The organism is Mesorhizobium sp. W050 (assembly GCF_054719535.1).
Window position 1 is genome coordinate 5,938,652 of the sequence record NZ_JBTTIH010000001.1, and the last position, 21,972, is coordinate 5,960,623.

24 protein-coding genes and 1 riboswitch are annotated in these 21,972 nt (G+C 63.8%); of the genes, 13 read left to right on the forward strand and 11 right to left on the reverse strand.

From position 1 onward, the window contains the following. Positions 1-14: 14 nt before the first annotated feature. The 3 genes from ACYG9Y_RS28765 (at position 15) to ACYG9Y_RS28775 (ending at position 3,608) form a co-directional block, all read left to right on the forward strand. Positions 15-797, forward strand: a complete 783-nt coding sequence (locus tag ACYG9Y_RS28765) for a class I SAM-dependent methyltransferase (RefSeq protein WP_023670688.1) — start codon at positions 15-17, stop codon at positions 795-797. A gap of 137 nt (positions 798-934) precedes the next feature. Then, positions 935-2,755, forward strand: a complete 1,821-nt coding sequence (locus ACYG9Y_RS28770) for an ABC transporter ATP-binding protein/permease (protein WP_023737439.1) — start codon at positions 935-937, stop codon at positions 2,753-2,755. Between the two features lie 64 nt (positions 2,756-2,819). Further along, positions 2,820-3,608, forward strand: coding sequence for a DUF1194 domain-containing protein (locus tag ACYG9Y_RS28775; RefSeq protein ID WP_023685356.1), 789 nt, complete (start codon positions 2,820-2,822; stop codon positions 3,606-3,608). A gap of 51 nt (positions 3,609-3,659) precedes the next feature. Here the strand turns inward: ACYG9Y_RS28775 and ACYG9Y_RS28780 are convergent, their stop codons facing one another. Further along, the gene (locus ACYG9Y_RS28780; protein WP_023673297.1) at positions 3,660-4,595 is read right to left on the reverse strand and encodes a glycosyltransferase family 2 protein; all 936 of its coding nucleotides are present in this window, start codon (positions 4,593-4,595) and stop codon (positions 3,660-3,662) included. Positions 4,596-4,842: 247 nt separating this feature from the next. On the opposite strand from ACYG9Y_RS28780, the gene ACYG9Y_RS28785 reads away from it, so the two are divergent. Further along, positions 4,843-5,163, forward strand: a complete 321-nt coding sequence (locus ACYG9Y_RS28785; RefSeq protein ID WP_023737440.1) for a DUF1330 domain-containing protein — start codon at positions 4,843-4,845, stop codon at positions 5,161-5,163. 7 nt (positions 5,164-5,170) lie between these two features. On the opposite strand, the gene metW is transcribed toward ACYG9Y_RS28785, so the two are convergent. Together metW and metX are read right to left on the reverse strand one after the other, a co-directional pair. Then, positions 5,171-5,785 carry a methionine biosynthesis protein MetW gene (metW, locus tag ACYG9Y_RS28790; RefSeq protein ID WP_023673299.1) on the reverse strand — a complete coding sequence of 205 codons (615 nt, stop codon included), beginning with the start codon at positions 5,783-5,785 and terminating at the stop codon, positions 5,171-5,173. Continuing rightward, a complete protein-coding gene (gene metX, locus ACYG9Y_RS28795) occupies positions 5,782-6,951 on the reverse strand; it encodes a homoserine O-acetyltransferase MetX (protein WP_023685352.1) in 1,170 nt (389 codons plus the stop codon). Before metX ends, metW begins: the two co-directional genes overlap by 4 nt. A gap of 60 nt (positions 6,952-7,011) precedes the next feature. Continuing rightward, positions 7,012-7,089, reverse strand: a riboswitch (SAM riboswitch). Between the two features lie 126 nt (positions 7,090-7,215). On the opposite strand from metX, the gene hisC reads away from it, so the two are divergent. Further along, the gene (gene hisC / locus ACYG9Y_RS28800) at positions 7,216-8,325 is read left to right on the forward strand and encodes a histidinol-phosphate transaminase (protein ID WP_023737441.1); all 1,110 of its coding nucleotides are present in this window, start codon (positions 7,216-7,218) and stop codon (positions 8,323-8,325) included. A 4-nt stretch (positions 8,326-8,329) separates the two neighbouring features. Next, positions 8,330-9,265, forward strand: coding sequence for a prephenate/arogenate dehydrogenase family protein (locus ACYG9Y_RS28805; RefSeq protein ID WP_023685350.1), 936 nt, complete (start codon positions 8,330-8,332; stop codon positions 9,263-9,265). Positions 9,266-9,272: 7 nt separating this feature from the next. On the opposite strand, the gene ACYG9Y_RS28810 is transcribed toward ACYG9Y_RS28805, so the two are convergent. After that, a complete protein-coding gene (locus ACYG9Y_RS28810) occupies positions 9,273-10,196 on the reverse strand; it encodes a sugar kinase (protein WP_023685349.1) in 924 nt (307 codons plus the stop codon). Positions 10,197-10,320: 124 nt separating this feature from the next. Then, positions 10,321-11,319: a DUF2125 domain-containing protein gene (locus tag ACYG9Y_RS28815; protein WP_023685348.1), complete on the reverse strand. Its 999-nt coding sequence runs from the start codon at positions 11,317-11,319 to the stop codon at positions 10,321-10,323. Positions 11,320-11,442: 123 nt separating this feature from the next. Here ACYG9Y_RS28815 and ACYG9Y_RS28820 point away from each other — a divergent pair, with 123 nt between their 5' ends. The 3 genes from ACYG9Y_RS28820 to ACYG9Y_RS28830 all read left to right on the forward strand — a co-directional run bounded on the left by ACYG9Y_RS28820 (position 11,443) and on the right by ACYG9Y_RS28830 (position 13,785). Further along, positions 11,443-11,976, forward strand: coding sequence for a gamma-glutamylcyclotransferase (locus ACYG9Y_RS28820; protein ID WP_023673305.1), 534 nt, complete (start codon positions 11,443-11,445; stop codon positions 11,974-11,976). A gap of 163 nt (positions 11,977-12,139) precedes the next feature. Further along, the gene (locus ACYG9Y_RS28825; protein WP_023685347.1) at positions 12,140-13,087 is read left to right on the forward strand and encodes an aldo/keto reductase; all 948 of its coding nucleotides are present in this window, start codon (positions 12,140-12,142) and stop codon (positions 13,085-13,087) included. Positions 13,088-13,170: 83 nt separating this feature from the next. Continuing rightward, the gene (locus ACYG9Y_RS28830; protein WP_023685346.1) at positions 13,171-13,785 is read left to right on the forward strand and encodes a LysE family translocator; all 615 of its coding nucleotides are present in this window, start codon (positions 13,171-13,173) and stop codon (positions 13,783-13,785) included. 69 nt (positions 13,786-13,854) lie between these two features. On the opposite strand, the gene ACYG9Y_RS28835 is transcribed toward ACYG9Y_RS28830, so the two are convergent. Together ACYG9Y_RS28835 and ACYG9Y_RS28840 are read right to left on the reverse strand one after the other, a co-directional pair. Next, positions 13,855-14,664, reverse strand: coding sequence for a lysophospholipid acyltransferase family protein (locus tag ACYG9Y_RS28835; RefSeq protein WP_023673308.1), 810 nt, complete (start codon positions 14,662-14,664; stop codon positions 13,855-13,857). Between the two features lie 115 nt (positions 14,665-14,779). Then, complete coding sequence (locus tag ACYG9Y_RS28840) at positions 14,780-15,685, reverse strand: LysR family transcriptional regulator (RefSeq protein ID WP_023737442.1); 906 nt, start codon at positions 15,683-15,685, stop codon at positions 14,780-14,782. A 114-nt stretch (positions 15,686-15,799) separates the two neighbouring features. On the opposite strand from ACYG9Y_RS28840, the gene ACYG9Y_RS28845 reads away from it, so the two are divergent. After that, on the forward strand, positions 15,800-16,432 hold the full coding sequence (locus ACYG9Y_RS28845) for a pyridoxamine 5'-phosphate oxidase family protein (protein ID WP_023737443.1): 633 nt from the start codon (positions 15,800-15,802) through the stop codon (positions 16,430-16,432). Between the two features lie 98 nt (positions 16,433-16,530). On the opposite strand, the gene ACYG9Y_RS28850 is transcribed toward ACYG9Y_RS28845, so the two are convergent. From ACYG9Y_RS28850 to ftsE, 3 genes are all read right to left on the reverse strand, one after another. Next, positions 16,531-17,250, reverse strand: coding sequence for a YdcF family protein (locus tag ACYG9Y_RS28850; RefSeq protein ID WP_023737444.1), 720 nt, complete (start codon positions 17,248-17,250; stop codon positions 16,531-16,533). A gap of 130 nt (positions 17,251-17,380) precedes the next feature. Continuing rightward, positions 17,381-18,370: a cell division protein FtsX gene (locus ACYG9Y_RS28855; RefSeq protein ID WP_023701396.1), complete on the reverse strand. Its 990-nt coding sequence runs from the start codon at positions 18,368-18,370 to the stop codon at positions 17,381-17,383. After that, a complete protein-coding gene (ftsE, locus tag ACYG9Y_RS28860) occupies positions 18,363-19,022 on the reverse strand; it encodes a cell division ATP-binding protein FtsE (protein WP_023685344.1) in 660 nt (219 codons plus the stop codon). The genes ACYG9Y_RS28855 and ftsE overlap by 8 nt, the downstream gene beginning before the upstream one ends. A 173-nt stretch (positions 19,023-19,195) precedes the next feature. Between ftsE and ACYG9Y_RS28865 the strand changes: the two genes are divergently transcribed. The 3 genes from ACYG9Y_RS28865 (at position 19,196) to ACYG9Y_RS28875 (ending at position 20,834) form a co-directional block, all read left to right on the forward strand. Beyond that, on the forward strand, positions 19,196-19,831 hold the full coding sequence (locus ACYG9Y_RS28865; protein WP_023735188.1) for a hypothetical protein: 636 nt from the start codon (positions 19,196-19,198) through the stop codon (positions 19,829-19,831). 24 nt (positions 19,832-19,855) lie between these two features. Beyond that, positions 19,856-20,398, forward strand: a complete 543-nt coding sequence (gene hpt / locus ACYG9Y_RS28870) for a hypoxanthine phosphoribosyltransferase (protein ID WP_023673315.1) — start codon at positions 19,856-19,858, stop codon at positions 20,396-20,398. Between the two features lie 64 nt (positions 20,399-20,462). Beyond that, entirely contained in the window at positions 20,463-20,834 is a 372-nt protein-coding gene (locus tag ACYG9Y_RS28875; RefSeq protein WP_023694030.1) for a response regulator, read from the forward strand. A gap of 6 nt (positions 20,835-20,840) precedes the next feature. On the opposite strand, the gene ACYG9Y_RS28880 is transcribed toward ACYG9Y_RS28875, so the two are convergent. After that, positions 20,841-21,791 (reverse strand): DMT family transporter, encoded by a 951-nt coding sequence (locus tag ACYG9Y_RS28880; RefSeq protein WP_023737445.1) that lies wholly within the window; start codon positions 21,789-21,791, stop codon positions 20,841-20,843. Positions 21,792-21,972: the final 181 nt, after the last annotated feature.

Here is a 21,972-nt window from a genome sequence, read left to right on the forward strand (position 1 = left end):
CTACCGTCCCGCGCATGCATTCCGATATCGTCGATCTCCGCTCCTTCTATTCGACCACGCTCGGCCGCCTGGCTGAACGCTCGATCACCATGGCGCTGTCCTCAATATGGGCAACAGTGCCCAATGAGCGGCTGGTCGGGCTCGGCTATACCTTGCCGTGGCTGGAGCGGTTCGGCACCGATGCCGAGCGGGTGTTTGCCTTCATGCCTGCTACGCAAGGCGCCGTCGTCTGGCCGGCGAACGGGCCGACGGCTACGGCGCTGGTCTTCGACGAGGAATTGCCGCTGGTCGATTCCTGCATCGACCGCATGCTGCTCGTGCATTCGCTCGAACATGTCGAAAACCCGCGCGAGACGCTGAACGAGATCTGGCGGGTGCTGTCGCCGGCAGGGCGCGTCGTCATCGTCGTGCCCAACCGGCGCGGTGTCTGGGCGCGGTTCGAGCACACGCCGTTCGGCAATGGCCGGCCGTTCTCGCGCGGCCAGCTGACAGAATTGCTGCGCGAGGCGAATTTCACACCGGCTTCCTGGTCCGACGCGCTGTTCTTCCCGCCATCGCCGCGGCGCTTCATGATGCGGTTCCACAATGTGCTGGAGCGCGCCGGCCGGCGGTTCTGGCCGATCTTTTCCGGCGTCATCGTGGTCGAGGCGCAGAAGCGGCTCTATCAGGGCGTGCCGGTCGCGCAGCGCGCCTCGCGCCGTGTCTTCGTGCCGGTACTGTCACCGCACGGTGCGACGCGGCTTGGCCGCCGGGCGGAAGGGGTGACATCGACGACGCGTCAGGTGACACCTTCGTGATCATCATGAAAACTGGTGTTGCGTGGGTTTTTCCCACCTACCTGTCGCAGATGCATTCGCGGTCCGTTTGAGCGGCGGATGCCTTCAAGTATCTCCATCTGGTTTCAGCAACGCTTCTGAACGCAAGGACCTCGTGCATGGCTGATCAACCGGACAAGTCCGCCACCGCTCAGCCGGTAACCGTCGAAGCCAGCAGCCTGCGCGATCAGGTGGCGACGATCAAACGGGCGCTGATAGGCTCACCGGTGCGCAAGTGGCTGGTCTGGACGTCGGTCGGCATTATGGCGGTCATCGTCGCGACGTCGATCGGCCAGGTTCTGCTCAACCGCTGGAACCAGCCTTTCTACGATGCGCTGGCGCGTCGCGACATGGCGGCCTTCCTGCATCAGCTGATGATCTTTGCCGTGATTGCCGGCACGCTGCTGCTGCTCAACATCGCTCAGACCTGGCTCAACCAGATGATCCGGCTGAAGCTGCGCGAGGCGCTGACGCTCGACCTGATCGACCAATGGATGCGGCCGGCGCGGGCCTTCCGGCTCGCCAATGCCGGCGCCATCGGCGTCAATCCCGACCAGCGCATGCAGCAGGATGCCGCGCATCTGTCCGATCTGTCGACGGACCTCGGCGTCGGCCTGCTGCAATCCTTCATCCTGCTGGTGTCGTTCGTCGGCGTGCTTTGGCAACTCTCGTCGGGCTTCGTCTTCCACATCAACGGCTGGTCGCTGGCGATACCGGGCTACATGGTCTGGGCCGCGTTCCTCTATGCCGGCATCGCCTCCTGGCTGAGTTGGCTGGTCGGGCGGCCGCTGATCCGCCTCAACAGCGACCGCTACACCCGCGAGGCCGAGCTGCGTTCCGGGATGGTGCGCGTCAACGAGAATGTCGACGCCATCGCGCTCTATCACGGCGAAGCCGATGCCAAGAGACGGCTCGAAATCGACCTTGGCACGGTGCTGGGCGCGATGCGAAACATCTACAAAGCGCAAATCAACCTTTCCTGGGTGACCGATACCTATGGCTGGATCACCGTGGTGGCGCCGATCCTTGTGGCATCGCCGGTCTATTTTTCAGGCGATATCAGCTTTGGCGGGTTGATGATGGCGGTCGGCGCCTTCAACCAGGTGCACTCGTCGCTGCGCTGGTTCATCAACAATATCGGCGGCATAGCCGACTGGCGCGCCACGCTGATGCGCGTTGCCGACTTCCGCATCGCGCTCGATGAAACCGATGTGCTGCACGACAAGGAAAAGCGCATCGAATTCGGCGACAACGCCAATGGCAGCCTGACCTTCGAGAAGCTCCAAGTGGCCTCGCCGGAGGGCTGCACCAAACTTTCAGACAGCCATGTCGAGATCCATCCCGGCGAGCGCGTCATGATCACCGGCGACCCAGGCGCCGGCAAGACATTGTTCTTCCGCGCCATTGCCGGCCTTTGGCCCTGGGGCAGCGGGCGGATCGGCTTGCCGGCCGGAGAAACGCCGATTTTCGTGCCGCGTGTTCCGTATTTTCCTGCCGGCACGTTACGCGAAGTGCTGCATCCGAATGGCTCGGCGCCGGCTGGCGATGCTGATTTTGGGGCGGTACTGGCCGAGGTCGGGCTCGAGCGGCTGTCATCCTCGCTCGACCGTTCCGCACGGTGGGAGCGTGAACTCAACGATGACGAACAGCGGTCGCTGGCCTTCGCCAGGCTGGCCTTGCGGCAGCCGAAATGGGTGATCATCGACGAAGCGATGGACGCGTTCGATGGTCCTTCGCTGCGAAGGGTACTGTCCATGCTGGAGAAACGCCTGCCGGAGACCGCGATCCTCAACATCGGGCGCGGACTGCACAATGGTCATTTCTTTCCACGCGCATTGAACATCGTGAAGGATACGGGTGCTGCGCCACTGAAACCCGCCCGAGTCAGGACCGGCGCCATCGACCCGCCGCCGAAAGCGGCCGTGCGGCGAAAGAAGTAGAAGGGGCTTTATTTCGCCGCGATCGCGGCGAAGATTCACGGGTCGAAACATCCGTGGTGCGGCCATGCTCGATGCGCTCGGCCTGCTTGCCTGCCTTGCCTGCACCACGCCCGTGGCTGCCCCGGCCGTTGCCGTGGATGTTGAACTGGTGCTGGCCGTCGACATCTCCCAGTCGATGGACGAGAGGGAGTTCGCGCTGCAGCGCGCTGGCTATGTCGAGGCGCTCAGGCATCCCGATTTCATCAAGGCCGTGCGCTCGGGAACCACCGGGCGCATCGCGCTTGCCTATTTCGAATGGGCGGGCGTCGTGCGCGAGGATGGCGTCATCGCTTGGCAGGTGATCGACAGCGCAGAGAGCGCCAACGCCTTCGCCGACAGAATAGAAGCGCGGCCGTTCCGCAGCTTTCGCGGCACCTCGATTTCCGGTGCGCTTGCCTTCGGCGCCGGGCTGTTCGAGGGCACGGGGTTCGATGCGCCACGCAGCGTCATCGACATTTCCGGCGACGGTCCCAACAACACCGGGCTGCCCGTCGCCACGACACGCGATGCGGCGGTGGCCAAGGGCATCGTCATCAACGGCCTGCCGATCCTGATCAGCCCGTCGCCGACGTTCAGCCATCTCGACCAGTATTATGACGACTGCGTCACCGGTGGGCCAGGCTCCTTCGTGTTGCCGATCTATGCGGCCTCGGAATTCGCCACCGCCATACGCCGCAAGCTGATCCTGGAGGTGAGCGGCATCGCCGATGCGACCGTGGTCCCGATCGATGCCGCCGCACCCATGGACTGCCTGCAGGGCGAACGCGACCGGCGGCTATATTCCGACCCATATCTGCCGGAACTCGACAAATGAGGTTTGAGGCAGTTCGGAGGGGAAAGCCGCTGCGCGGCTTGTCGGCAAACTTCAGGCCGGCCGTGCACCGTATTTGTCGCGAAATTCGGCATAGAGATCGCGGCGCCAGCGCCGGCCGCCGACATAGCCACGCAACAGCTGCGGCAGCGAATAGCCAAGCGCCTTCGACGACCGGTTGGCCATATAGCCGGAGAACGCCTGCGAAACCCTGCCCTTGAGTGCATCGGCGATGAGCTGCCGGGCGATCATGTAAGGCGGAATGTAGGGGTAGCGGTCGGCGATATAGGGGTGCTTGTCGATCAAGCTCGCATAGGCTTCGACATAGCCGTCCCGGCGACCGGAGATCGAATTCTCCGAGTTGTACTTTTTCCAGTCGATCACTTCGGACAGCTGCGCGCCGCTGCGACGGGCAAAGCGCAGCAACAATTCGCGATCCTGCATGCGCGTGACGTCACTGTCGTAGCCGCCGATGGCCAGCAGCGACTCGCGCCGGGCGGTGATTGCCGACCCGGCAATGAAGATGGTCTGCGCGACAAGGGCCCGCTCCAGCGAGTCGCGGCTCAGCAGCGCCTCGCGGTTGACGCAGTTGGTGCGGCGATTGCCCTTCAGCGACACGAAGGAACTGATCAGCACTTCGAGTGAGGGATTGTTGTCGAACTGCTCCAGCGTCCGCGCCAGGCGATCCGGCAAATAGACGTCGTCGGAATCGAGGAATGTCACCACCGGCGCCTGCGCCCGCTCGATGCCGGCATTGCGGGCGGCATTGGCGCCGCGCCATTTCGAGCCAACATAGATCAGCCGTGGATCGCGGATTTCGGCAAGTGCGGCTGCCGTACCGTCGGTCGAGCCGTCATCGACGACAATGTGTTCGAACCGGGGAAAATTCTGCGCCAGCACGCTCTCCACGGCGCGCACCACCTTGCTGCGGCGATTGTGCGTCGGTGTGATCACCGAGATCAGCGGAGCGAGGTCGGTTGCCTTGGACATGTTGCTTCGATTGTGCCCCGAAATGCCTGGAGGCCGGAGGTTTTGATGGTCGCCGTCCAAGCCTTACCCCGGGATGGCATTCGATTCGACGCTACAAAAAACCAGCGGCAATGTCATCACAAACTGTTGAGCCAGGACGCCGTAAGCCGGCCGATTACCCCAGACGTAATCGACCGATGGCCATCATGTCTGCAGATTGCGCCAACGAAGCCGGTCGTCGGGCTTCGATCTCACAGGGAGTTCAGCCGTGGCCGCCTACGCCGTCGCCCATATGCGTCAAGTCACAATGGGCCCGCAGATTGTCGAGTATCTGCAGAGGATCGACGCCACATTGGAGCCGTTCGGCGGCTGCTTCCTTGTCCACGGCGGCGACATGGACGTGGTCGAAAACGAATGGCCCGGGCATCTGATCGTCATCGAGTTTCCGGACAGGGCGCATGCGTGGGGCTGGTACGATTCATCAGCCTATCGGGAGATTCTGGCCTTGCGCACCGACAACTCCCACGCCGATGTGATCATCGCCGATGGCGTTCAGCACCCGCACAAGGCGACGGACGTGCTGGAATAGGGGCAAACTACCGCTTCAGCAAGAACACCGCTTGCTGGCCGAAGAAATTCCAGAACCACCATGGCATCGACAGTCCGATCTTCTGGCCGTTGCCGTCGAGCGCGGTGGCTTTCTCGACCGAAGCGCCGAGTTCCTCGACCAGATTGACGAAGTCGCGGATGGTGCAGAAATGGATGTTGGGCGTGTCGTACCAGGAATAGGGCAGGTCCGCGGTCACCGGCATCCGGCCATTGACGAACAGCGACAGCCGCACCCGCCAGTGGCCGAAATTGGGGAAGGAGACGATGGCGCGGTTGCCGATTCGCAGCAGCTCGTCGAGCACCAGCTTCGGGTTGCGGGTCGCCTGCAGCGTCTGAGACAGGACGACGAAGTCAAAACCCTTGTCTGGATAGAATTCGAGGTCGGTATCGGCATCGCCCTGGATGACCGAGAGACCGCGCGCCACGCATTCATTGACGCCGCGCTGTGACAGCTCCAGCCCGCGGCCGTCGACCTGCTTGGTCTCCTGCAGGAGTTCGAGCAGCAGGCCGTCGCCGGAGCCGACATCGAGCACCCGCGACTGCGGCGGTATCAGGTTGGCCACGACTTCGAGGTCGACGCGCTGGCTGCCATTGACGCTCATGAGGCGAGCCCCCTTGCGCGGGCCGCCGAGCCGATGAAGCCCTTGATGGCGGCAAACAGTTCGGGTTCATCGAGCAGGAAGGCATCATGGCCGCGGTCGGTGTCGATCTCGACGAAGGAGACGGAGGCGCCGGCGGCGTTGAGCGCATGCACGATCGAGCGGCTCTCCTCGGTCGGGAACAGCCAGTCCGAGGTGAAGGACACCAGGCAGAAGCGGGTCTTGGTCCCGGCAAAGGCATCTGCCAACCGGCCGCCATGGTCGGCGGCGAGGTCGAAATAATCCATCGAACGGGTCATGTAGAGGTAGGAGTTGGCGTCGAAGCGGTCGACGAATGTCATGCCCTGGTGGCGCAGATAGCTTTCGATCTGGAAATCTGCGTCGAAACCGAAGGTCAGCGCTTCGCGGTCCTGCAGATTGCGGCCGAATTTCCGATGCAGGGCGGCTTCCGACAGATAGGTGATGTGGGCGGCCATGCGCGCCACGGCGAGCCCCTTTTCCGGGCGCTTGCCGTGCTCGAAATATTTGCCGCCATGCCAGTCCGGATCGGCCATGACGGCCTGCCGGCCGACCTCGTGGAAGGCGATGTTCTGCGAGGAATGGCGTGCGCCTGTGGCGATCGGCAGGGCCGAGAAGACGCGCTCGGAATAGCACGATGCCCATTCCAGCACCTGCATGCCGCCCATCGAGCCGCCGAGCACGCAAAACAGCTTTTCGATGCCGAAATGGTCGACCAGCATCAGTTGCGCCCGCACCATGTCGCGGATGGTGATGATTGGCAGGTCGAGGCCGTAGGGCTTGCCGGTGGCGGGATTGGTCGAGGCCGGACCCGTGGAGCCGAGGCAGCCGCCGATGACGTTGGAGCAAATGACGAAGAAGCGGTTGGTGTCGATGATCTTGCCGGGACCGATCAGCACTTCCCACCAGCCGGGCTTGCCGGTCACCGGATTGGTGCTGGCGACATGCTGGTCGCCGGTCAGCGCGTGGCAGACCAGGATGGCGTTGGTGCGGGCATCGTTGAGGGCGCCATATGTCTGGTAGGCGATCTGGAACGGCGACAAAAGCGTGCCGGCGTCGAGCTTCAGCGGCTTGTCAGGGCCAAAACGCAACACAGGGCTCGACGGGTTGTCGGCCTCGTTGTTGGTTTTTGTAGCGCGGAGCGCGGCCATGTGACTCTCCTTGCCCGCCGTCAGGCAATAAAAAACCGGCAGTGCGATCGCAAAGCCGGTTACGTCACGCAAACGGCCCTTTAGCGAGTTGTTTAACGTGGCTGCAAGCCGACCGGCCAAATCACCACGGAACTGTTGCGTTCTTCTAGAACTCGTGCGGCCCGGCGTCAACGGCCAGCTATTGCCCGCCTCTCGACATTCGCGGCTACGGCTTGTATTTCCGCTGCGGCCTCCGGACGGAGGCATTCTCGATGGATTTGCGACATGGACAAGACAGCGGACAAGGCACGGCCGACGCCCCGCGCGGGCATTATGGACATCGACGCCTATGTGCCGGGCAAGAGCACGGCACCGGCCGGCGTCGCCAAGGTCCATAAATTGTCGTCGAACGAGAACCCGCTCGGCCCGTCGCCGAAGGCGATCGAGGCCGCGCGCGAAGTGGCTGGCAAGCTCGATGTCTATCCCGACGGCACCGCCCGCCGGCTGCGCGAGGCGATCGCCGAGGTGCATGGCCTCAACCCGGCAAACATCATCTGCTCCAACGGTTCCGACGAGATTTTGGGCCTGCTGGCGCAGACCTATCTGGCGCCAGGCGATGAGGCGATTTTTACCGAACATGCCTTCATGGTCTACAAGATCTACATTCAGTCGGCGGGGGCCAAGCCGGTTGCTGTGAAGGAAACCGAGGAGCGCGCCGACGTCGACGCGATCCTGGCCGCGGTGACGCCGCGGACCAAAATCATCTTCCTCGCCAATCCCAACAATCCGACCGGCACCTATCTGCCGTTCCAGGAGGTCCGCCGCCTGCATTCCACGCTCCCGGGCAACGTGCTTCTGGTGCTCGACGCGGCCTATGCCGAATATGTCAGGCGCAATGACTACGAGGCCGGCATCGAGCTGGCGGGCAGCGCACAGAATGTGGTCATGACCCGCACCTTCTCCAAGCTCGGCCTTGGCGGCGCGCGCATCGGCTGGATGTATGGCCCACTGCACATCGTCGATGCCATCAACCGTATCCGCGGCCCTTTCAACGTTAACGCAACAGCGATCGAGGCCGGCATTGCCGCCATCCGCGACCGCGCCCATGTCGAGCGCAGTTCGTTGCACAACGAGACCTGGCTTACCTGGCTGAATGAAGAGCTGACGAAGCTTGGGCTCAGGGTGACGCCCAGCGTCGGCAATTTCGTCCTCATCCACTTTCCCGACGACAAGAAGCATTCGGCTGAGGCGGCGGACGACTACCTCACCCAGGGCGGCTATATATTGCGGCGCGTTACCGGCTATGGCTTTCCCAATGCGCTGCGCATGAGCGTCGGCACCGAAGAAGCCAATCGCGGCGTTATCGACGCCCTCACGACGTTCCTGAAAAGCTGAAACAATGACATCACCGATGTTTGAAAAGATCGCGCTGGTCGGCATCGGCCTGATCGGCTCGTCGCTGGCCCGCGTTATCCGCCGCGAGGGCCTGGCCCGCCATGTCGCCATCGCGACGCGCAGCCCGGCCACGCTGGCGCGGGCGAAGGAGCTCGGTCTTGGCGAGAGCTACACCACCGGCGCCAGGGAAGCGGTCCGCGACGCCGACCTGATCATCGTCTCGGTGCCTGTGGGATCGTCGGGCGAGGTGGCGCAAGAGATCGCGCCGGGGCTGAAAAAGGGCGCCATCCTCACCGATGTCGGTTCGACCAAGGCCTCCGTCATTGCGCAAATGCAGCCCTATGTACCGGACGGCGTGCACTTTATTCCGGGGCACCCGCTGGCAGGTACGGAGAAATCGGGCCCGGATGCGGGTTTCGCCGACCTGTTCGAAAACCGCTGGTGCATCTTCACGCCGCTGCCGGGAACCGATCCGGCCGCGCTGGAAAAGCTGTCGGAATTCTGGCGGCGCTGCGGCTCCAACATCGACTCGATGGACCCGCAGCATCATGACATGACGCTGGCCATCGTTTCGCATCTTCCGCACATCATTGCCTACAACATCGTCGGCACGGCCGACGATCTGGAATCGGTGACCAAGTCGGAAGTGATCAAATATTCGGCTTCCGGTTTCCGCGACTTCACCCGTCTGGCCGCCTCCGACCCGACCATGTGGCGCGACGTGTGCCTGCACAACAAGGATGCCATCCTGGAAATGCTGGCGCGCTTTTCGGAGGACCTCGCCTCGCTGCAGCGGGCGATCCGCTGGGGCGACGGCGACAAGCTGTTCGACCTGTTCACCCGCACCCGGGCCGTTCGCCGTTCGATCATCGAGGCCGGCCAGGATATCGACGTGCCGGATTTCGGCCGGCAGGCGGTCGAGCACCCGGTGAAAAGTTAAATCTGTTTCAGACGGGCCAGGTCGCCGCGACCATGGCCATTGTCTCGGCCCGGTCCGGCGCGCCCAGCCGGCCGCCGAAGCGCTGGCATTTGAGCGCGGCCGCCGCGCTGGCAAAGCGCAACGCGTGCTCGACCGACATGGCCTCAGCAAGTCCAACGGCAAAGGCGCCGTGGAAAACGTCGCCGGCGGCCAGCGTGTCGACCGCCTTGACCTTCGGCGCCGCGATGTGGCGCACGCATCCGGCGGACCGGTCATGCCACCAGCTTCCCGAGGCGCCGCCGGTCACCGCCACGAAGGCGTCTGTGCGGCTGGCGAGGTCGGCGCAGGCGGTTTCGGGATCCAGCGCGTGGCCGCAGACAATGCGTGCAGCCGTCTCCGAAGCGACGATGTGCGACGCCAGCGGCAACAGATGCTCCAGCACCTCCAGCGGCGCCGTGTCGGCGTCGAGGATTGCCGGGCAACCGGCGTCGCGCGCGGCGGTCAAGGCAAGAGCGGCGGCGCCCGGCCAGCGCACATCGACCAGCACGGCATCGAAGCCGGAAAGATCGGCGACAGGCACCGCCTCGGGGTCGGCCTGCGCCTTTGGGTCGTAGAAGGGCACGATGATGCGCTCGCCATGAGCGTCGACCAGGATCGCGGCCAGCGCCGAGCGGGCGCCTTCGACGCGGCGGACAAAGCCGCAATCGACGCCCTCGGCCTCGATGCCGGCCAGCAATTGGTCGCCGACGGCATCGTCACCTGCACTTGCCCACAGGAACACCTCGGCGCCGAGACGGCGGGCGGCGCAGGCAGCACTTGTCGCCATGCCCGAGGCGATCTGGATGCCGTCCGAGGCGATGAACTTGCCCTGATGCGTGGGCAGGGTTTCGACGCGCAGGATGGTATCCAGCGTCAGCGCGCCAACGCTCAGCAGTTTCACCGGTCGGTTCATGCGTCGGCTTGCTCGAGCATGATCTCTCCCCAAAAGCCGTTCCCGCTCTTTGCGATCATGCTCTATCTCTTTGTTTTAACGGAATTCCGGACGGAAAACCGCTCACACTTTTCTTGGAATTGCTCTAATCGAGCGGCTTGATCTTGCCCAGCGGAATGAAGCCGAGCGAGACCTTGCCCTTCACCACCTTGAGCGGCATCGACGGTTCGTTGCCGAGCAGCGCCAGACCGGCAAAGCCTTGCTCGATCTGGCTCTTCTGCTCGGGGATTGCGGTGGCGAGGATTGCCGCCACGGCTTTGGGATCCTGCAGCTTGATCGTCAGGTCGGCATTGACCAGGCCGTTGGCGTCGACCGACACCGGGCCGGAGACGGTGATGCGCGCGGTTCCCGACGACAGATCGAGCTTGTGGATGTCGGCCGCCTGGCCGCGCAGGCTCCTGGCCTGCGTCTTCATCAGCGCGACGCCGTTCTTCAGCGTCGCGTCGCCGCTGCCGTCGAGCGGCGGCAGCACGCGCCCGCCGATCGCGTCGGCGTCGATCTCAAGATCGGTGAAGCTGCCGACGTAGCCGATGTCCTGGCCGTCGGGCCGCAACTCGCCCGCCGCGGTTCCGGCGCTGAACAGTGAAACCGGATCAGTGTCGTCGGCCGGATCCGTCTGGCCGGACAAGCTCTCCGCCTGCAGCGAAATGCTCCGGGGCAGGGGCCAGAAGAGCTTGGCATTGGCCTGCAGATTGTCCCAGTCGATCCATAGCGGCGCCATCCCCGGCACCGAGGTGCGCAGCGGCCCACGCAACTCGGCGGCAGGCGACAAAGGCCGGATGAGCTCTGCAACGAAGTTGAAGCTGCCTGCCGAGGCGGCAACGTTCCTGGCGTCGTCCTCGTAAGCCAGATTGTCACAGGAGATGGCAAAACTCAGGGGGTAGCCGCTGACGGTGAGGTTGGCGCAGCCGGCCTCGATGCCTTTGTCCTTGAGCGAGGCCACCGCCTTGTCGGCTTCGCTGCTGACGCGACCGGCGACATAGAACCAGACTGCGCTGTAGACGCCGAACAGCATAACGAGCAAGGCAGCGAGCCACATCAGCCGGCGGCGAAACTTCGACGGACGCTCGTCACTTGACGTCATGCTGCGGCTTTCATTAACGCGGGCGTGTTGCGGGTGGACTGTGGCTTACGCAAAAGCAAAAAGAACAGAAGAGCACCGATTCCGATGCGGCGGCGTCACTCTCGTACAATCAGGCTTGGCGATATGGGCGATTTTTGGGTTTTTGGCTACGGCTCGCTGATCTGGCGACCGGGATTCGCCCATGTCGAGACACGGCGCGCGCGGCTTTACGGCTACCGCCGGTCGCTCTGCGTCTATTCCTTCGTGCATCGCGGCACGCGCCAGCGGCCGGGCCTGGTGCTAGGCCTCGACCGTGGCGGCTCCTGCATCGGGCTGGCCTTTCGCGTGCCCGGCGAGCTGCGCGATGAGGTGCTGACCTATCTGCGCGAGCGCGAATTGGTGACCAGCGTCTACCTCGAGCGTGTGCTCGATATCAGCCTCGACGGGAATGGGGCGGCCGCGGGAGAGAGAGTGAAAGCGGTTGCCTATATCGTCGACCGCCAGCATGAGCAGTATGCCGGCGGGCTCGACCCCGCGCATGCGGCAGGTGTTATCCGTGGCGCCGTCGGCCAGTCCGGAAACAACGAGGACTATGTGCTCAACACGCTGCAGCATCTCGCGGCGCTGGGTATCAGCGACCACTGGCTGGAAGAGGTGGCGAAGCGGATCGCCTCGTGAGCCAGTGGACCACGGCGAGCCTGCAGGCGAAGCGCTCGCGCCTTTGTGAAGCGCTGGCCCGCTGGAAAATTGGCTGAGGCCTTTGACCTCGGCGCGGCGAGACCTAGCTTAGCTGCGGCCCGAAGCATTCGGGTCGCCCGCCGCCAGCCCACGGAGCCCCGTCTTGCAAAAACGCCGTCTCGGTCAAACCGACCTTTCCATCGCGCCGCTGGTCCTGGGCGGCAATGTCTTCGGCTGGACCGCGGACGAGAAGACCTCCTTCGACCTGCTCGACCGGTTCGGCGGCGCCGGCCTCAACGCTATCGATACGGCCGATGCCTATTCGCGCTGGGTGCCCGGCCACGCGGGCGGCGAGTCCGAGACCATCATCGGCAAATGGATGAAAAGCCGCGGCAACCGTGACAAGATCATCGTCATCACCAAAGTCGGCTCGGATATGGGACAAGGCAAGAAGGATCTGTCCGCTGCCCATATCGAAAGGGCAGTCGAGGCGTCGCTCAAGCGACTGCAGACCGATGTCATCGACCTCTATTTGTCGCACTGGCCGGACCCGACCACGCCTTATGAAGAGACGCTCGGCGCCTACCAGAAGCTGCTCGCTGCCGGCAAGGTCCGCCATATCGGCGCCTCGAATCTCGACGCCGGCCAGCTGCGCGCCGCGCTCGATGTTGCCAGCCTGCGCGGGCTGCCGCGCTACAGCGTGCTGCAGCCGGAATACAATCTCTACGATCGCTCATCCTTCGACGGGCCGCTGCATGATGTGTGCGTGGCCGAGGATATCGGCGTCATCACCTATTTCAGTCTCGCCAAGGGGTTTTTGAGCGGCAAATACCGTAGCGAGGCCGATCTCGGCAAAAGTGAACGCGGCGGCGGCGTGAAGGCTTATCTCAATGCGCGCGGCATGCGCATTCTGGCCGCACTCGACACTGTGGCGGCGCGCCATTCGGCCAAGCAGGCGGAAGTAGCACTCGCATGGGTGATGGCGCAGCCCGGCATCACTGCGCCGATCGCCAGCGCCACGACGCTGGACCAGGTCGACAGCCTGGTGCGCGCCGCATCGCTGAAGCTCAGCGCGGAGGATCTCGTGGCGCTGGACAAGGCCAGCGCCTAGCCGCGCAGGTTCGGCACGATCGTTCAAGACGACGGCTGTCCGCCTTGCCACACTGTTCTCCATTATTGTGGAGAAGAGGCAGCATGGCCGCAGACATTCTTTCGCAGGCGCAGCCCTGGCAGCAATTGCTGGCGCTGGTGCTGGCGGCAACCGTCGTCATGGGCAGTCCTGGCCCGGCGACGATCAGCGTCACGGCGATAGGGGCCGCCTTCGGCCTGCGCAATTCGCTTCACTACACATCGGGGATCATTTTAGGCACGGTCGCGGTGCTGCTGGTCGTGGCCACCGGCATCAAGGCTATCCTCACCTCGATGCCGGGCGTAGCGCCAGTGCTGGCGGTCGCTTCAGCCGCCTATATTCTCTACCTCGCCTACAGAATAGCGACAGCGCCGCCGCTGGCCGCGCGTGACAGCAGCGCGGTTCTGCCGACCTTCCTCGGCGGCTTCCTGCTCGCCGTTGCCAACCCGAAAGCCTATCTGGCGATTGCTGCGGTCCTTGCTGGCTCCGCGACCGCAGCTCTCGGCATCCCGGCCAGGCTGGCGGTTCTCACCCTGATGATCGTAGCCATCCATGTGCTGTGGCTGCTGGCCGGCGCGGCCTTCGCCCGCACCCTGCGCCAGCCGCTGACGTCGCGGATCATCAATCTGGCCTTCGCGGCGACGCTGGTGCTGACCACGGCGCTGGCGGCGTGGCCTTGAGCCGGCCCGCAGAAGAGATCAAGCTTTGGTCTTTTTTGTTTTGGCGCGATTCAGGACGGAAAAAACCGCTCACACTTTTCCTGGAATTGCTTTGGCGGCCGCGGCGAGTTCGGCCAGCCGCTTGACCGCCGTCGGCGGCATTTGCGGCGGGTTAGGAGCCTGCGATGCCTCGATCAGCAGCTGGTCGCAGGCGGCTTCCGTATCGCCGATCAGCCGGTCCATGAATTCGTCCTTGCCGAGCCCGGGCGGGATCGGCGGCAGGAAGCGGGCCTTGATGGTGCCGGGAAAGCGCAAAAATTTGCGGCGAGGCCAATAGAGGCCGGCGACATGGGCGACCGGTACCACCGGGACGCCAAGCTGCGTATAGAGCTCGACAATGCCGTATTTGTAAGCCGGCTCGTCGCCTGGCGCTCGGCGCGTGCCTTCGGGGTAGATAATCAGCTGGCGCGGATTGCGCCCCATCTCCTGCTTTGTCGATGCAACGACCTGCTTCAACGCCTTGGAGCGGCTGCCGCGGTGAACCGGGATCATCCGCATCTTCAGGATGTACCAGCCGAAGAAGGGGATCCAGGTCAGCTCGCGCTTCAGGATATAAAGCGGATCGTGGAGGAAGGGAAAGAAAGCGATCGCGTCCCAAAACGACTGGTGTTTCGGCGCCAGGATGAAAGAGCCCTCCGGCAGGTTCTCGACGCCGGTGATGTCGCTCCTGGTGCCGGCGATCTTGTCGTAGAGCCACAGGCTGGTGCGCGACCAGAATTTCGGCACGAACCAGGCGCGATGGCGTGGCGAGAGGAAGTAGTAAGGGGTCCAGAGGACCATCTGGACGATCAGATTGACATAGAAGACGAAGTTGAACGCCAGCGAGCGGATATAGAGCATGCGGGGAAGGGCCCGTTGAGGAGGTGTGCGTTGGTTACACCAAGCGCGGGCAAAAAGGAAACGCCGCAATGGCCTGACATAGGCCGGCTCGCCACTGACTCAAGCCAGTCTCAACTCACCACGTCGCCTGCAATAGCCGCTGCTTCAGCCGCGGAGCGGCGAAATCGAGGAACGCCCTGAGTTTCACCGCCAGCAGGCCTTGGCCGGCATGGACGAGGCTCACCGGCCATGGCTGCGGCTCGAAGGGCCGCAAGACCGGGACGAGCACGCCGGAACGTACTGCGTCCGCGATCTGGTAGGAGAGCACCCGCGTCATCCCGGCGCCTGCAATCGCGGCATCGATTGCAGCTTCCGCCGTGTTGACGCGCAGCCGTGAGCGGATCGGCACGATCAGTTCGCCCTTGTTGCCGGCAAAGCTCCAACTGGCGAGAGCGGAAGCCCCCTCGAAACTGATGCATTCATGCGCGGCCAGATCGTCCGGCGTCCGCGGCATGCCATGCGCGGCGATATAGGCGGGGCTGGCGCACACGACGCGACGGATCGCGCCCACGCGGATGGCGGCCAGGCTCGAAGGCGCAAGCTCGCTGATGCGGATGGCGAGATCGAGATGTTCCTCCGCCAGTTGGGTTATCCGGTCGGCCAGCGTCAGGCGGATCTTGACTTGAGGATAGGCCGCTAGGAACTCGGTGACGACAGGCAGCACGTGCAGGCGACCAAAGACGACTGGCGCGGTGATGAACAGATCGCCGGTCGGCGTGCTGTATTCGCCGGCGGCGGTGCGTTCGGCTTCGCCGACCTCGCCGAGGATGCGGCGGCAGGCGGCGAGATAAGCCTGGCCGGCATCGGTCAACGTGAGCTGCCGGGTCGAACGGTTCAGCAGGCGCGCCTGAAGGTGCTTCTCGAGGTCGGAAACCTTGCGGCTGACTGTTGCTAGTGGAATGCCGAAATGGCGGCCGGCAGCGGAAAGGCTGCCCGCTTCTACCGCGACGACGAACAGCGACATGGCTTCGAGCCGATCCATAGCTTCTTCCGGAAATTGGAAGGATAGCTTACAATTATGCCATCTACATCCAAAACATGAAAGGACTTACATCTCCGCGTACAATGGCCGTGTTTCGGCCTCGCGGAGGCTTCCATGAATGCTCATACTTTCACCAGCGATGTCGCCTTCACGCCGACGGTCAAGGCGATCCAGACCCGCAAAGGTTCACGCAAGGGCTATGCCAGCGCCGAGGAGCGCGGCGGATGGCGCGCCCATATGACGCCCGACCTCGCCGACCTCATCGCGGCGCAGACCAGCGTCTTCCTGTCGACGGCAAATGGCGAGGGTCAGCCCTATATCCAGCATCGCGGCGGGCCAGCCGGCTTCCTCAAGGTGCTGGACGAGAAGACCATCGGCTTTGCCGATTTCTCCGGGAACAGGCAGTTCATCACGCAGGGGAATCTCGCCGACAACAACCAGGCATTCCTGTTCCTGATCGACTATGCGCATCGCCAGCGCGTCAAGATCTGGGGCACGGCGCGCGTCGTCGAGGACGATGCCGAGCTTCTGGCAAGGCTGATGCCGCAGGACCACAAGGCGCGCCCCGAGCAGGTCATCTTGTTCACCGTCTCGGCCTGGGATGCCAATTGCCCGCAACACATTCCGCAGCGATTCGAGGCCGCCGATGTCGCGGCCGCACTCGCCGAACGCGACAAGCGGATTGAAAGCCTCGAACAGGAGATTGCGCGGCTGCGTGGCGCGGAAGACGGCACGGCCAAGGGGTAATCGAGCGCCGTCAGAGTCGTCTGTCTGGACGCAATTCCCAAGGGAAAGCGTACGTGCTTTTCCCGGGAAAACCGCTACACACTTTTCCTGGAATTGCTTTAGTCCTTGGCGGTCGAAACCTCGGCCAGTGCGACGCTGTCGGCAGTCTGGCGGACCGGGACGACGCCGCGCGCAAGCGCCAGCAGGTATTTGCTGTATTCGGTCAGAAGCACGCGTAGTGCTTCCGGCTTGGTCAGCCAGTCGCCATTGTCCAGATTGGTGTTGACCACCGGATAGGGTTCAAGCCTGGCGCCATGCAGCAGGCGGCCCATCTCGAGCAGGCTGCGCGGCATGTGGTAATTGTTGGTGACGAGGATGACGCTGCCATAGGCGTGGCTCTCCACCCATTTAGCGCTTTCCTCGGCATTGCCGATCGTGTCGAGCGCGGCGCGGTCGATGTCGACACAGCAGGAAAACAGCGCCTTGTCGCCGCCGGTAGCAGCCTGCAATTGGCGGCGGCTGGCAGAGGGATGCACGCCTGAGATCAGCAGCCGCTCGCCCTTGCCGGAGGCAAGCAGATCGAGTGCTGCGTCGAGGCGGGCCTGACCGCCGGTCAAGACGATGATCGCATCGGCCTTGGCCGGGTTGGTCGGGGTCGTCATGTGGCTGACCTTGCTGGCGAACCAGCCGAAGCCACCGGCAAACAGGGCCACAAGCAGCAGTAGACAGAGGGAGGCGAGACGCAGGGCGGTGCGCAAACGGCCCAGCCCGGTGCGCACACGCGAACGCACCACTGGCATCTGTCCAGCCGTTCCGGTCGACTCCCGCGCGTTCATCATCCTATGGTTAATCCTGAAATGCCTTTTTGGTAAGGAAAAAAGCGCACATTGCGTTACGTCGGTTTTCGATCCGTGATCCCTTCCATTCCTGTCCTTGCCCCCGAACTGTTTTCGCTTCTGCCCTCACGGGTCACCCCGCATCCGGCTGGCGGACATCGATGTCGCTGAGATAGGCGACGACGGTGGCGTGCGAGGTCGCCGCCGTCAGTCCGCCGATCACCAGCACCATCAGGCCGACGCCGAGATAGCCTGCCGATCCGATGGCGAAATTGCCGAACAAAGCGGTGGCCTGGTCGGCCTGCGGCGTTGCCATGTTGCGCGATGACCACCAAGAAAAGACGATGAAAACCAGGATCGCGGCTGCGCCGCCGGCGGCCGCGCCCTTCATGCCGGTGACCAGGAAATGCCAGCGGAATTCGCGCGCGATGAAGCGCGCCTCGGCGCCGACGAAATGCAGCACTTCGATGATATGGCCGTTACCGGCCATGGCGCCGCGCGTCGCAAACACTACGGTCAGCACCGTCGCCGACAGCATCAGGACCAGCACGGCGATGCCGATGGTGACCGTGGTGCGGGCCATGGCGACCAGCCGGTCGACCCATGTACGGTGATCGTCGAGCGAAGCACTCGGCAGCTTGGGCGTGAGCGCCGCACGGATGGCGCTAAAGTCGGGCGGACTGGTCTCGTCGATGGTGACGATGATCAGGCGCGGCACCGGCAATTCGTCGATATTCAGGCCCGAGCCCAGCCATGGCTCCAACAGACGCGCGGTGGCGTCGCGATCGATGATCCGGGTTTCCTTCACGCCGGGGAATTCGCCGACGATCTGCGAGGCCTGGGCAAGGGCTGCCTCCATGTCGAGGCCGTCGACCGGTTTGATCTGAATCGTCGCCTCGCGCGAGATCTGGTTTTCCCAGACCGAGGCAGTGTCGCGCACCAGCGTGACGGCGCCGAAAGTCAGGCAGGACAGGAAGGTCATGATGGCGATCACCAGCACCAAGGCGCGGCCGGCAATATTCTGCGCCGGCACGATCGGCGCCATGCGGCGCTGGACACGCTGCGTCGTCGTCGCCGGTTCGGCGGCGTCTTCATGCAGCTGTTCGGCCGATACTTCAGTCATAAATATCCAGCCTTCCGCCGGCCAGGATCATGCGGCGCGCGTCGACCTGTTCCATCAGGCCGAGATCGTGAGTGGCGATCACCACCGCGGTGCCGAGCCGGTTGAGCTCGATGAACAGCCTGAGCAGCCGGCGTGCCAGTGGCGGGTCGACATTGCCGGTCGGCTCGTCGGCAAGCAGGATTTCGGGCTGTTCGATCAAGGCCCGGGCGATTGCCGCGCGCTGCTTTTCGCCACCCGAAAGGACCGGCGGCAGCACATGCATGCGCTCGCCCAGGCCAACCCATTTCAAAAGTTCGGTGACGTCGGTGCGGTAGCTCGCTTCCTCGCGGCCGCGCACGCGCAGCGGCAGAGCGACATTCTCATAGGTGGTCATGTGGTCGAGCAGGCGGAAATCCTGGAACACCACGCCGATGCGGCGCCTGAGATGCGGCAGTTCAGCGCGCGAGATGCGCGAGCGGTCCTTGCCGAAGATGGTGATCAGCCCGCGTGTCGGCTTCAGCGACATGAACAGAAGGCGCAGCAGCGTCGTCTTGCCGGCGCCGGAGGGCCCGCTCAGGAACTGGAAGGAGCTCTCCGGAATGTGCAGGGAGATGTCGCGGAGGATTTCCGGACCCATGCCATAGCGGAGGCCGACATTTTCGAAGCGGATCACGTGCGACGACCTGAGGGCGGCGGCGTGCCAGCCCTTTCTGTCCGACGACCATCGGCCGCCATGGTTAACCGTCGGTTAATTTTCGCTGTTCTTGAGTGCGTCACAAGGGTTCCGGTGGGAAGCGTTAACCATTTCCATTTACGCAAAAGAAACGAACAGGCAACAGCGGGGCCATGATGGCTGAGCAACGAACCGCGCGCCCGGTTTCCGGCGAAATCATGACCGGGACAAGTGTCGCACCGGAATCGCGTCCTGTGGCGACCGACATTGTCGATGCGGATTATGAGGTGCTGCCGCAGCCGATCCCAAGGGTAGAAGCCATGCCGACGCCGGCGCGCGACATCGCGACGCCGTCGATGGAAGGCATGGAGATGCTGCGCAAATCAGATGCGTCAGCCGGGCGGCCGGCATCGCGTGGCGGGCCGATCTTCTGGATTGCCGGCATCGGTGCGGCGCTTGCCGCCTTCTGGGTCTCGGGTGGCCACGCGCTGGTGCGCCAGACGCCGTTCTGGTCAGTCGAACAGCCGGAGGGCGCCGTACTCAGCATTGCCGGCGTCACGTCGCGTGTCGACGCCTCGGGACCCACCCCGGTGCTGTTCGTGGACGGCGAGGCCGTCAATGACGGTTTGAAGGCGGGACAATTGCCTTCGCTGGAGATACGTGTCACCGGCAATGACAGCCGCATCACCCGCTATACTCTGGGGACATCCAACCGTTCTCTGGCGCCCGGCGAAAGATTCGGCTTTTCCAGCCGCCTCGATGTGCCTAGAAACGGCGTCAAGGCCGTGGCGGTCACCTTCGCCGGCTAGTCGGTTTCTCTGGAAAGGTCGTTGATGCCAGTTGTGCGCGGCAAGGACATCGAGGTCCTGTTTTCGGCGTCCGCGATCGCGCGGCGCAATCTCGAACTCGCCAAGGAGATCGCCGAGCACGACTATCACGACCTGCTGGTGATTTCGGTGCTGAAGGGCTCGTTCATCTTCGCCGCCGATTTGATCCGCGCCATGCACGATGTCGGGCTGTCGCCGGAGGTCGAGTTCATCTTCATTTCCAGCTATGGCGCCGGCACCACTAGCGGCGAGGTGAGGGTGCTGCGCGACATCGACAATGAGGTCGCCGGCCGCGACGTGCTGCTGATCGACGATATCCTGGAGTCGGGCAAGACGCTGTCCTTCACCCGCAACCTGATGCTGTCGCGCGGCGCCAAAAGCTGCGCCATCGCGGTGCTGTTGGACAAGCGCATGCGCCGCCAGACCGAGCTGAACGCCGACTATGTCGGCTTCGACTGTCCCGATTACTTCGTCGTCGGCTACGGCATGGACGTCGCTCACGCTTTTCGCGAACTGCCGTTTGTCGGTGTCGTCAAAGGCGATGCCTGAGAAAAGGCCCCCGACGCTTCAAATTTTCAGAAAAAGTCAACTTTTGCCCGCCAAATTCCGGCCCATGGCAAAGCTTCTGATCGTCGAGGACGATGAGTCCGTCCGCACCCTCGCCGCCCGCGCGCTCGAACGCGCCGGGCACTCGATCGATATCGCCGCCGACGGCGCGCAGGGGCTGGCGATGGTCAGTGCTGCAGGCGGCGGTTACGACCTCGTCGTCTCCGATATCCGCATGCCGGAAATGGACGGCATCGAGATGGCGATCGCCGCAGCCAGGCTTTTCCCTGACATGAAGATCCTGCTGATGACCGGCTATGCCGACCAGCGCGAGCGCGCCGAGGAATTGAACGGCGTCATTATCGACGTCGTGCAAAAGCCTTTCACACTGGCCGAAATCCGCTCGCGGGTCGACCAGGCGCTCGCCTGCTTCGCCTGACACGCTTCAGGCGACATCCTGAGACGCGGCGAGGACAGGCGCAGCGCTCCGGCGCCGTTCGGTGTTGAGCGCCAGCAGACCGGCGCCGATGATCAGCGCCGCACCGATGGCAGTGGTCGAGCGCGGCACCTCGTCGAAGAACAGGAAGCCCCACAGCGGCGACCAGATGATGCCGGTGTATTCGAAGGTGGCGACGCGGTTGGCGGGCGCCAGCCTGTAGGCCTGCGACAGCAGAATCATGCCGGCCGAAGCGACGAAGCCGCAGGCCGCCATCTTGAGGAAATCCGGGGTCGTCGGCCAGACCCACGGCCGCACCAGGAATTCGAGGCTGGGGTGGACAGCATGGGTTATGCCGGCAAGCCAGAATGTGCCGGCAACCGCAGCGGCGCCGACCAGATAGGCGCCGTTCTGGTAGAAGGCCATGACGGTGGAGGATTCGGTGTCGCCGATCTTGCGCGCCATCAGCTGTGAAAAGCCGTAGAGCAAAGCCGAGCCCAACGAAAGCAGCGCCGCCCAGTCGAACAGGCCGGCGCCCGGGCGCAGCATCACGACCACGCCCAGCATGCCGATCAGCACGGTGGCGAGAGCCTGCCAGGATACCCGCTCGCCGAGATAGGGCCCGGCCATCGCCATGATGAACAGGGGCGCCATGAAATAGAGCGCCACCGCGTCGGCGAGCGGCAAGGCAGCGATGGCCAGATAGTAGACCGTATAGGAGGAGAACTGGATGAAGGCGCGTATCGTCAGCAGGCCGAACCGCTTCGAGGCGATGGCCCGCAGGCCGACGTCGGCGCGAACGAGAAAGATCAGGATCGGCAAAGCGACGATCGAGCGGATCCACATCACCTCGGTCACGGGATAGCCGGCCGACACCGCCTTGACCAGCGGGTCCTGGAGCGAGAACACCAGCACGCCAAGGCACAGGCTGATGATGCCGAGAACGATCCGGTTGCGCATGTTGTTCTGCCGGCCCTTGCCTTAACTGCCCGCAGCCGCCCGGCCATGGGGTAAAAAGAACCCGCCACCGTTTCGGGCAGCGGGTATGAGTGAGGACTCTTTGATTGGTCCGCAGCCGATTTCGCGGCGGCATATCCAATGGGCGAGCGGACTATGCTGCGGCGTTTGACATGTTGCAAAC

Excerpts from the sequence above, each read along its gene's own strand:
- ACYG9Y_RS28835 (WP_023673308.1), bottom strand. The coding sequence starts at position 14,664 with ATGCTCTATATCCGCTCGCTGGCGTTCAACTTCGTCTTCTATGTCAAT.
- ACYG9Y_RS28880 (WP_023737445.1), bottom strand. The coding sequence starts at position 21,791 with ATGCGCAACCGGATCGTTCTCGGCATCATCAGCCTGTGCCTTGGCGTG.
- metX (WP_023685352.1), bottom strand. The coding sequence starts at position 6,951 with ATGGCCGCGCTCCGCGCTACAAAAACCAACAACGAGGCCGACAACCCG.
- metW (WP_023673299.1), bottom strand. The coding sequence starts at position 5,785 with ATGAGCGTCAATGGCAGCCAGCGCGTCGACCTCGAAGTCGTGGCCAAC.
- ACYG9Y_RS28830 (WP_023685346.1), top strand. The coding sequence starts at position 13,171 with ATGGCCGCAGACATTCTTTCGCAGGCGCAGCCCTGGCAGCAATTGCTG.
- hisC (WP_023737441.1), top strand. The coding sequence starts at position 7,216 with ATGGACAAGACAGCGGACAAGGCACGGCCGACGCCCCGCGCGGGCATT.
- ACYG9Y_RS28780 (WP_023673297.1), bottom strand. The coding sequence starts at position 4,595 with ATGTCCAAGGCAACCGACCTCGCTCCGCTGATCTCGGTGATCACACCG.
- ACYG9Y_RS28775 (WP_023685356.1), top strand. The coding sequence starts at position 2,820 with ATGCTCGATGCGCTCGGCCTGCTTGCCTGCCTTGCCTGCACCACGCCC.
- ACYG9Y_RS28765 (WP_023670688.1), top strand. The coding sequence starts at position 15 with ATGCATTCCGATATCGTCGATCTCCGCTCCTTCTATTCGACCACGCTC.
- ACYG9Y_RS28845 (WP_023737443.1), top strand. The coding sequence starts at position 15,800 with ATGAATGCTCATACTTTCACCAGCGATGTCGCCTTCACGCCGACGGTC.
- ACYG9Y_RS28875 (WP_023694030.1), top strand. The coding sequence starts at position 20,463 with ATGGCAAAGCTTCTGATCGTCGAGGACGATGAGTCCGTCCGCACCCTC.
- ACYG9Y_RS28850 (WP_023737444.1), bottom strand. The coding sequence starts at position 17,250 with ATGATGAACGCGCGGGAGTCGACCGGAACGGCTGGACAGATGCCAGTG.
- ACYG9Y_RS28855 (WP_023701396.1), bottom strand. The coding sequence starts at position 18,370 with ATGACTGAAGTATCGGCCGAACAGCTGCATGAAGACGCCGCCGAACCG.
- ACYG9Y_RS28770 (WP_023737439.1), top strand. The coding sequence starts at position 935 with ATGGCTGATCAACCGGACAAGTCCGCCACCGCTCAGCCGGTAACCGTC.
- ACYG9Y_RS28840 (WP_023737442.1), bottom strand. The coding sequence starts at position 15,685 with ATGGATCGGCTCGAAGCCATGTCGCTGTTCGTCGTCGCGGTAGAAGCG.
- ACYG9Y_RS28865 (WP_023735188.1), top strand. The coding sequence starts at position 19,196 with ATGATGGCTGAGCAACGAACCGCGCGCCCGGTTTCCGGCGAAATCATG.
- hpt (WP_023673315.1), top strand. The coding sequence starts at position 19,856 with ATGCCAGTTGTGCGCGGCAAGGACATCGAGGTCCTGTTTTCGGCGTCC.
- ACYG9Y_RS28815 (WP_023685348.1), bottom strand. The coding sequence starts at position 11,319 with ATGACGTCAAGTGACGAGCGTCCGTCGAAGTTTCGCCGCCGGCTGATG.
- ACYG9Y_RS28810 (WP_023685349.1), bottom strand. The coding sequence starts at position 10,196 with ATGAACCGACCGGTGAAACTGCTGAGCGTTGGCGCGCTGACGCTGGAT.
- ACYG9Y_RS28820 (WP_023673305.1), top strand. The coding sequence starts at position 11,443 with ATGGGCGATTTTTGGGTTTTTGGCTACGGCTCGCTGATCTGGCGACCG.
- ACYG9Y_RS28805 (WP_023685350.1), top strand. The coding sequence starts at position 8,330 with ATGACATCACCGATGTTTGAAAAGATCGCGCTGGTCGGCATCGGCCTG.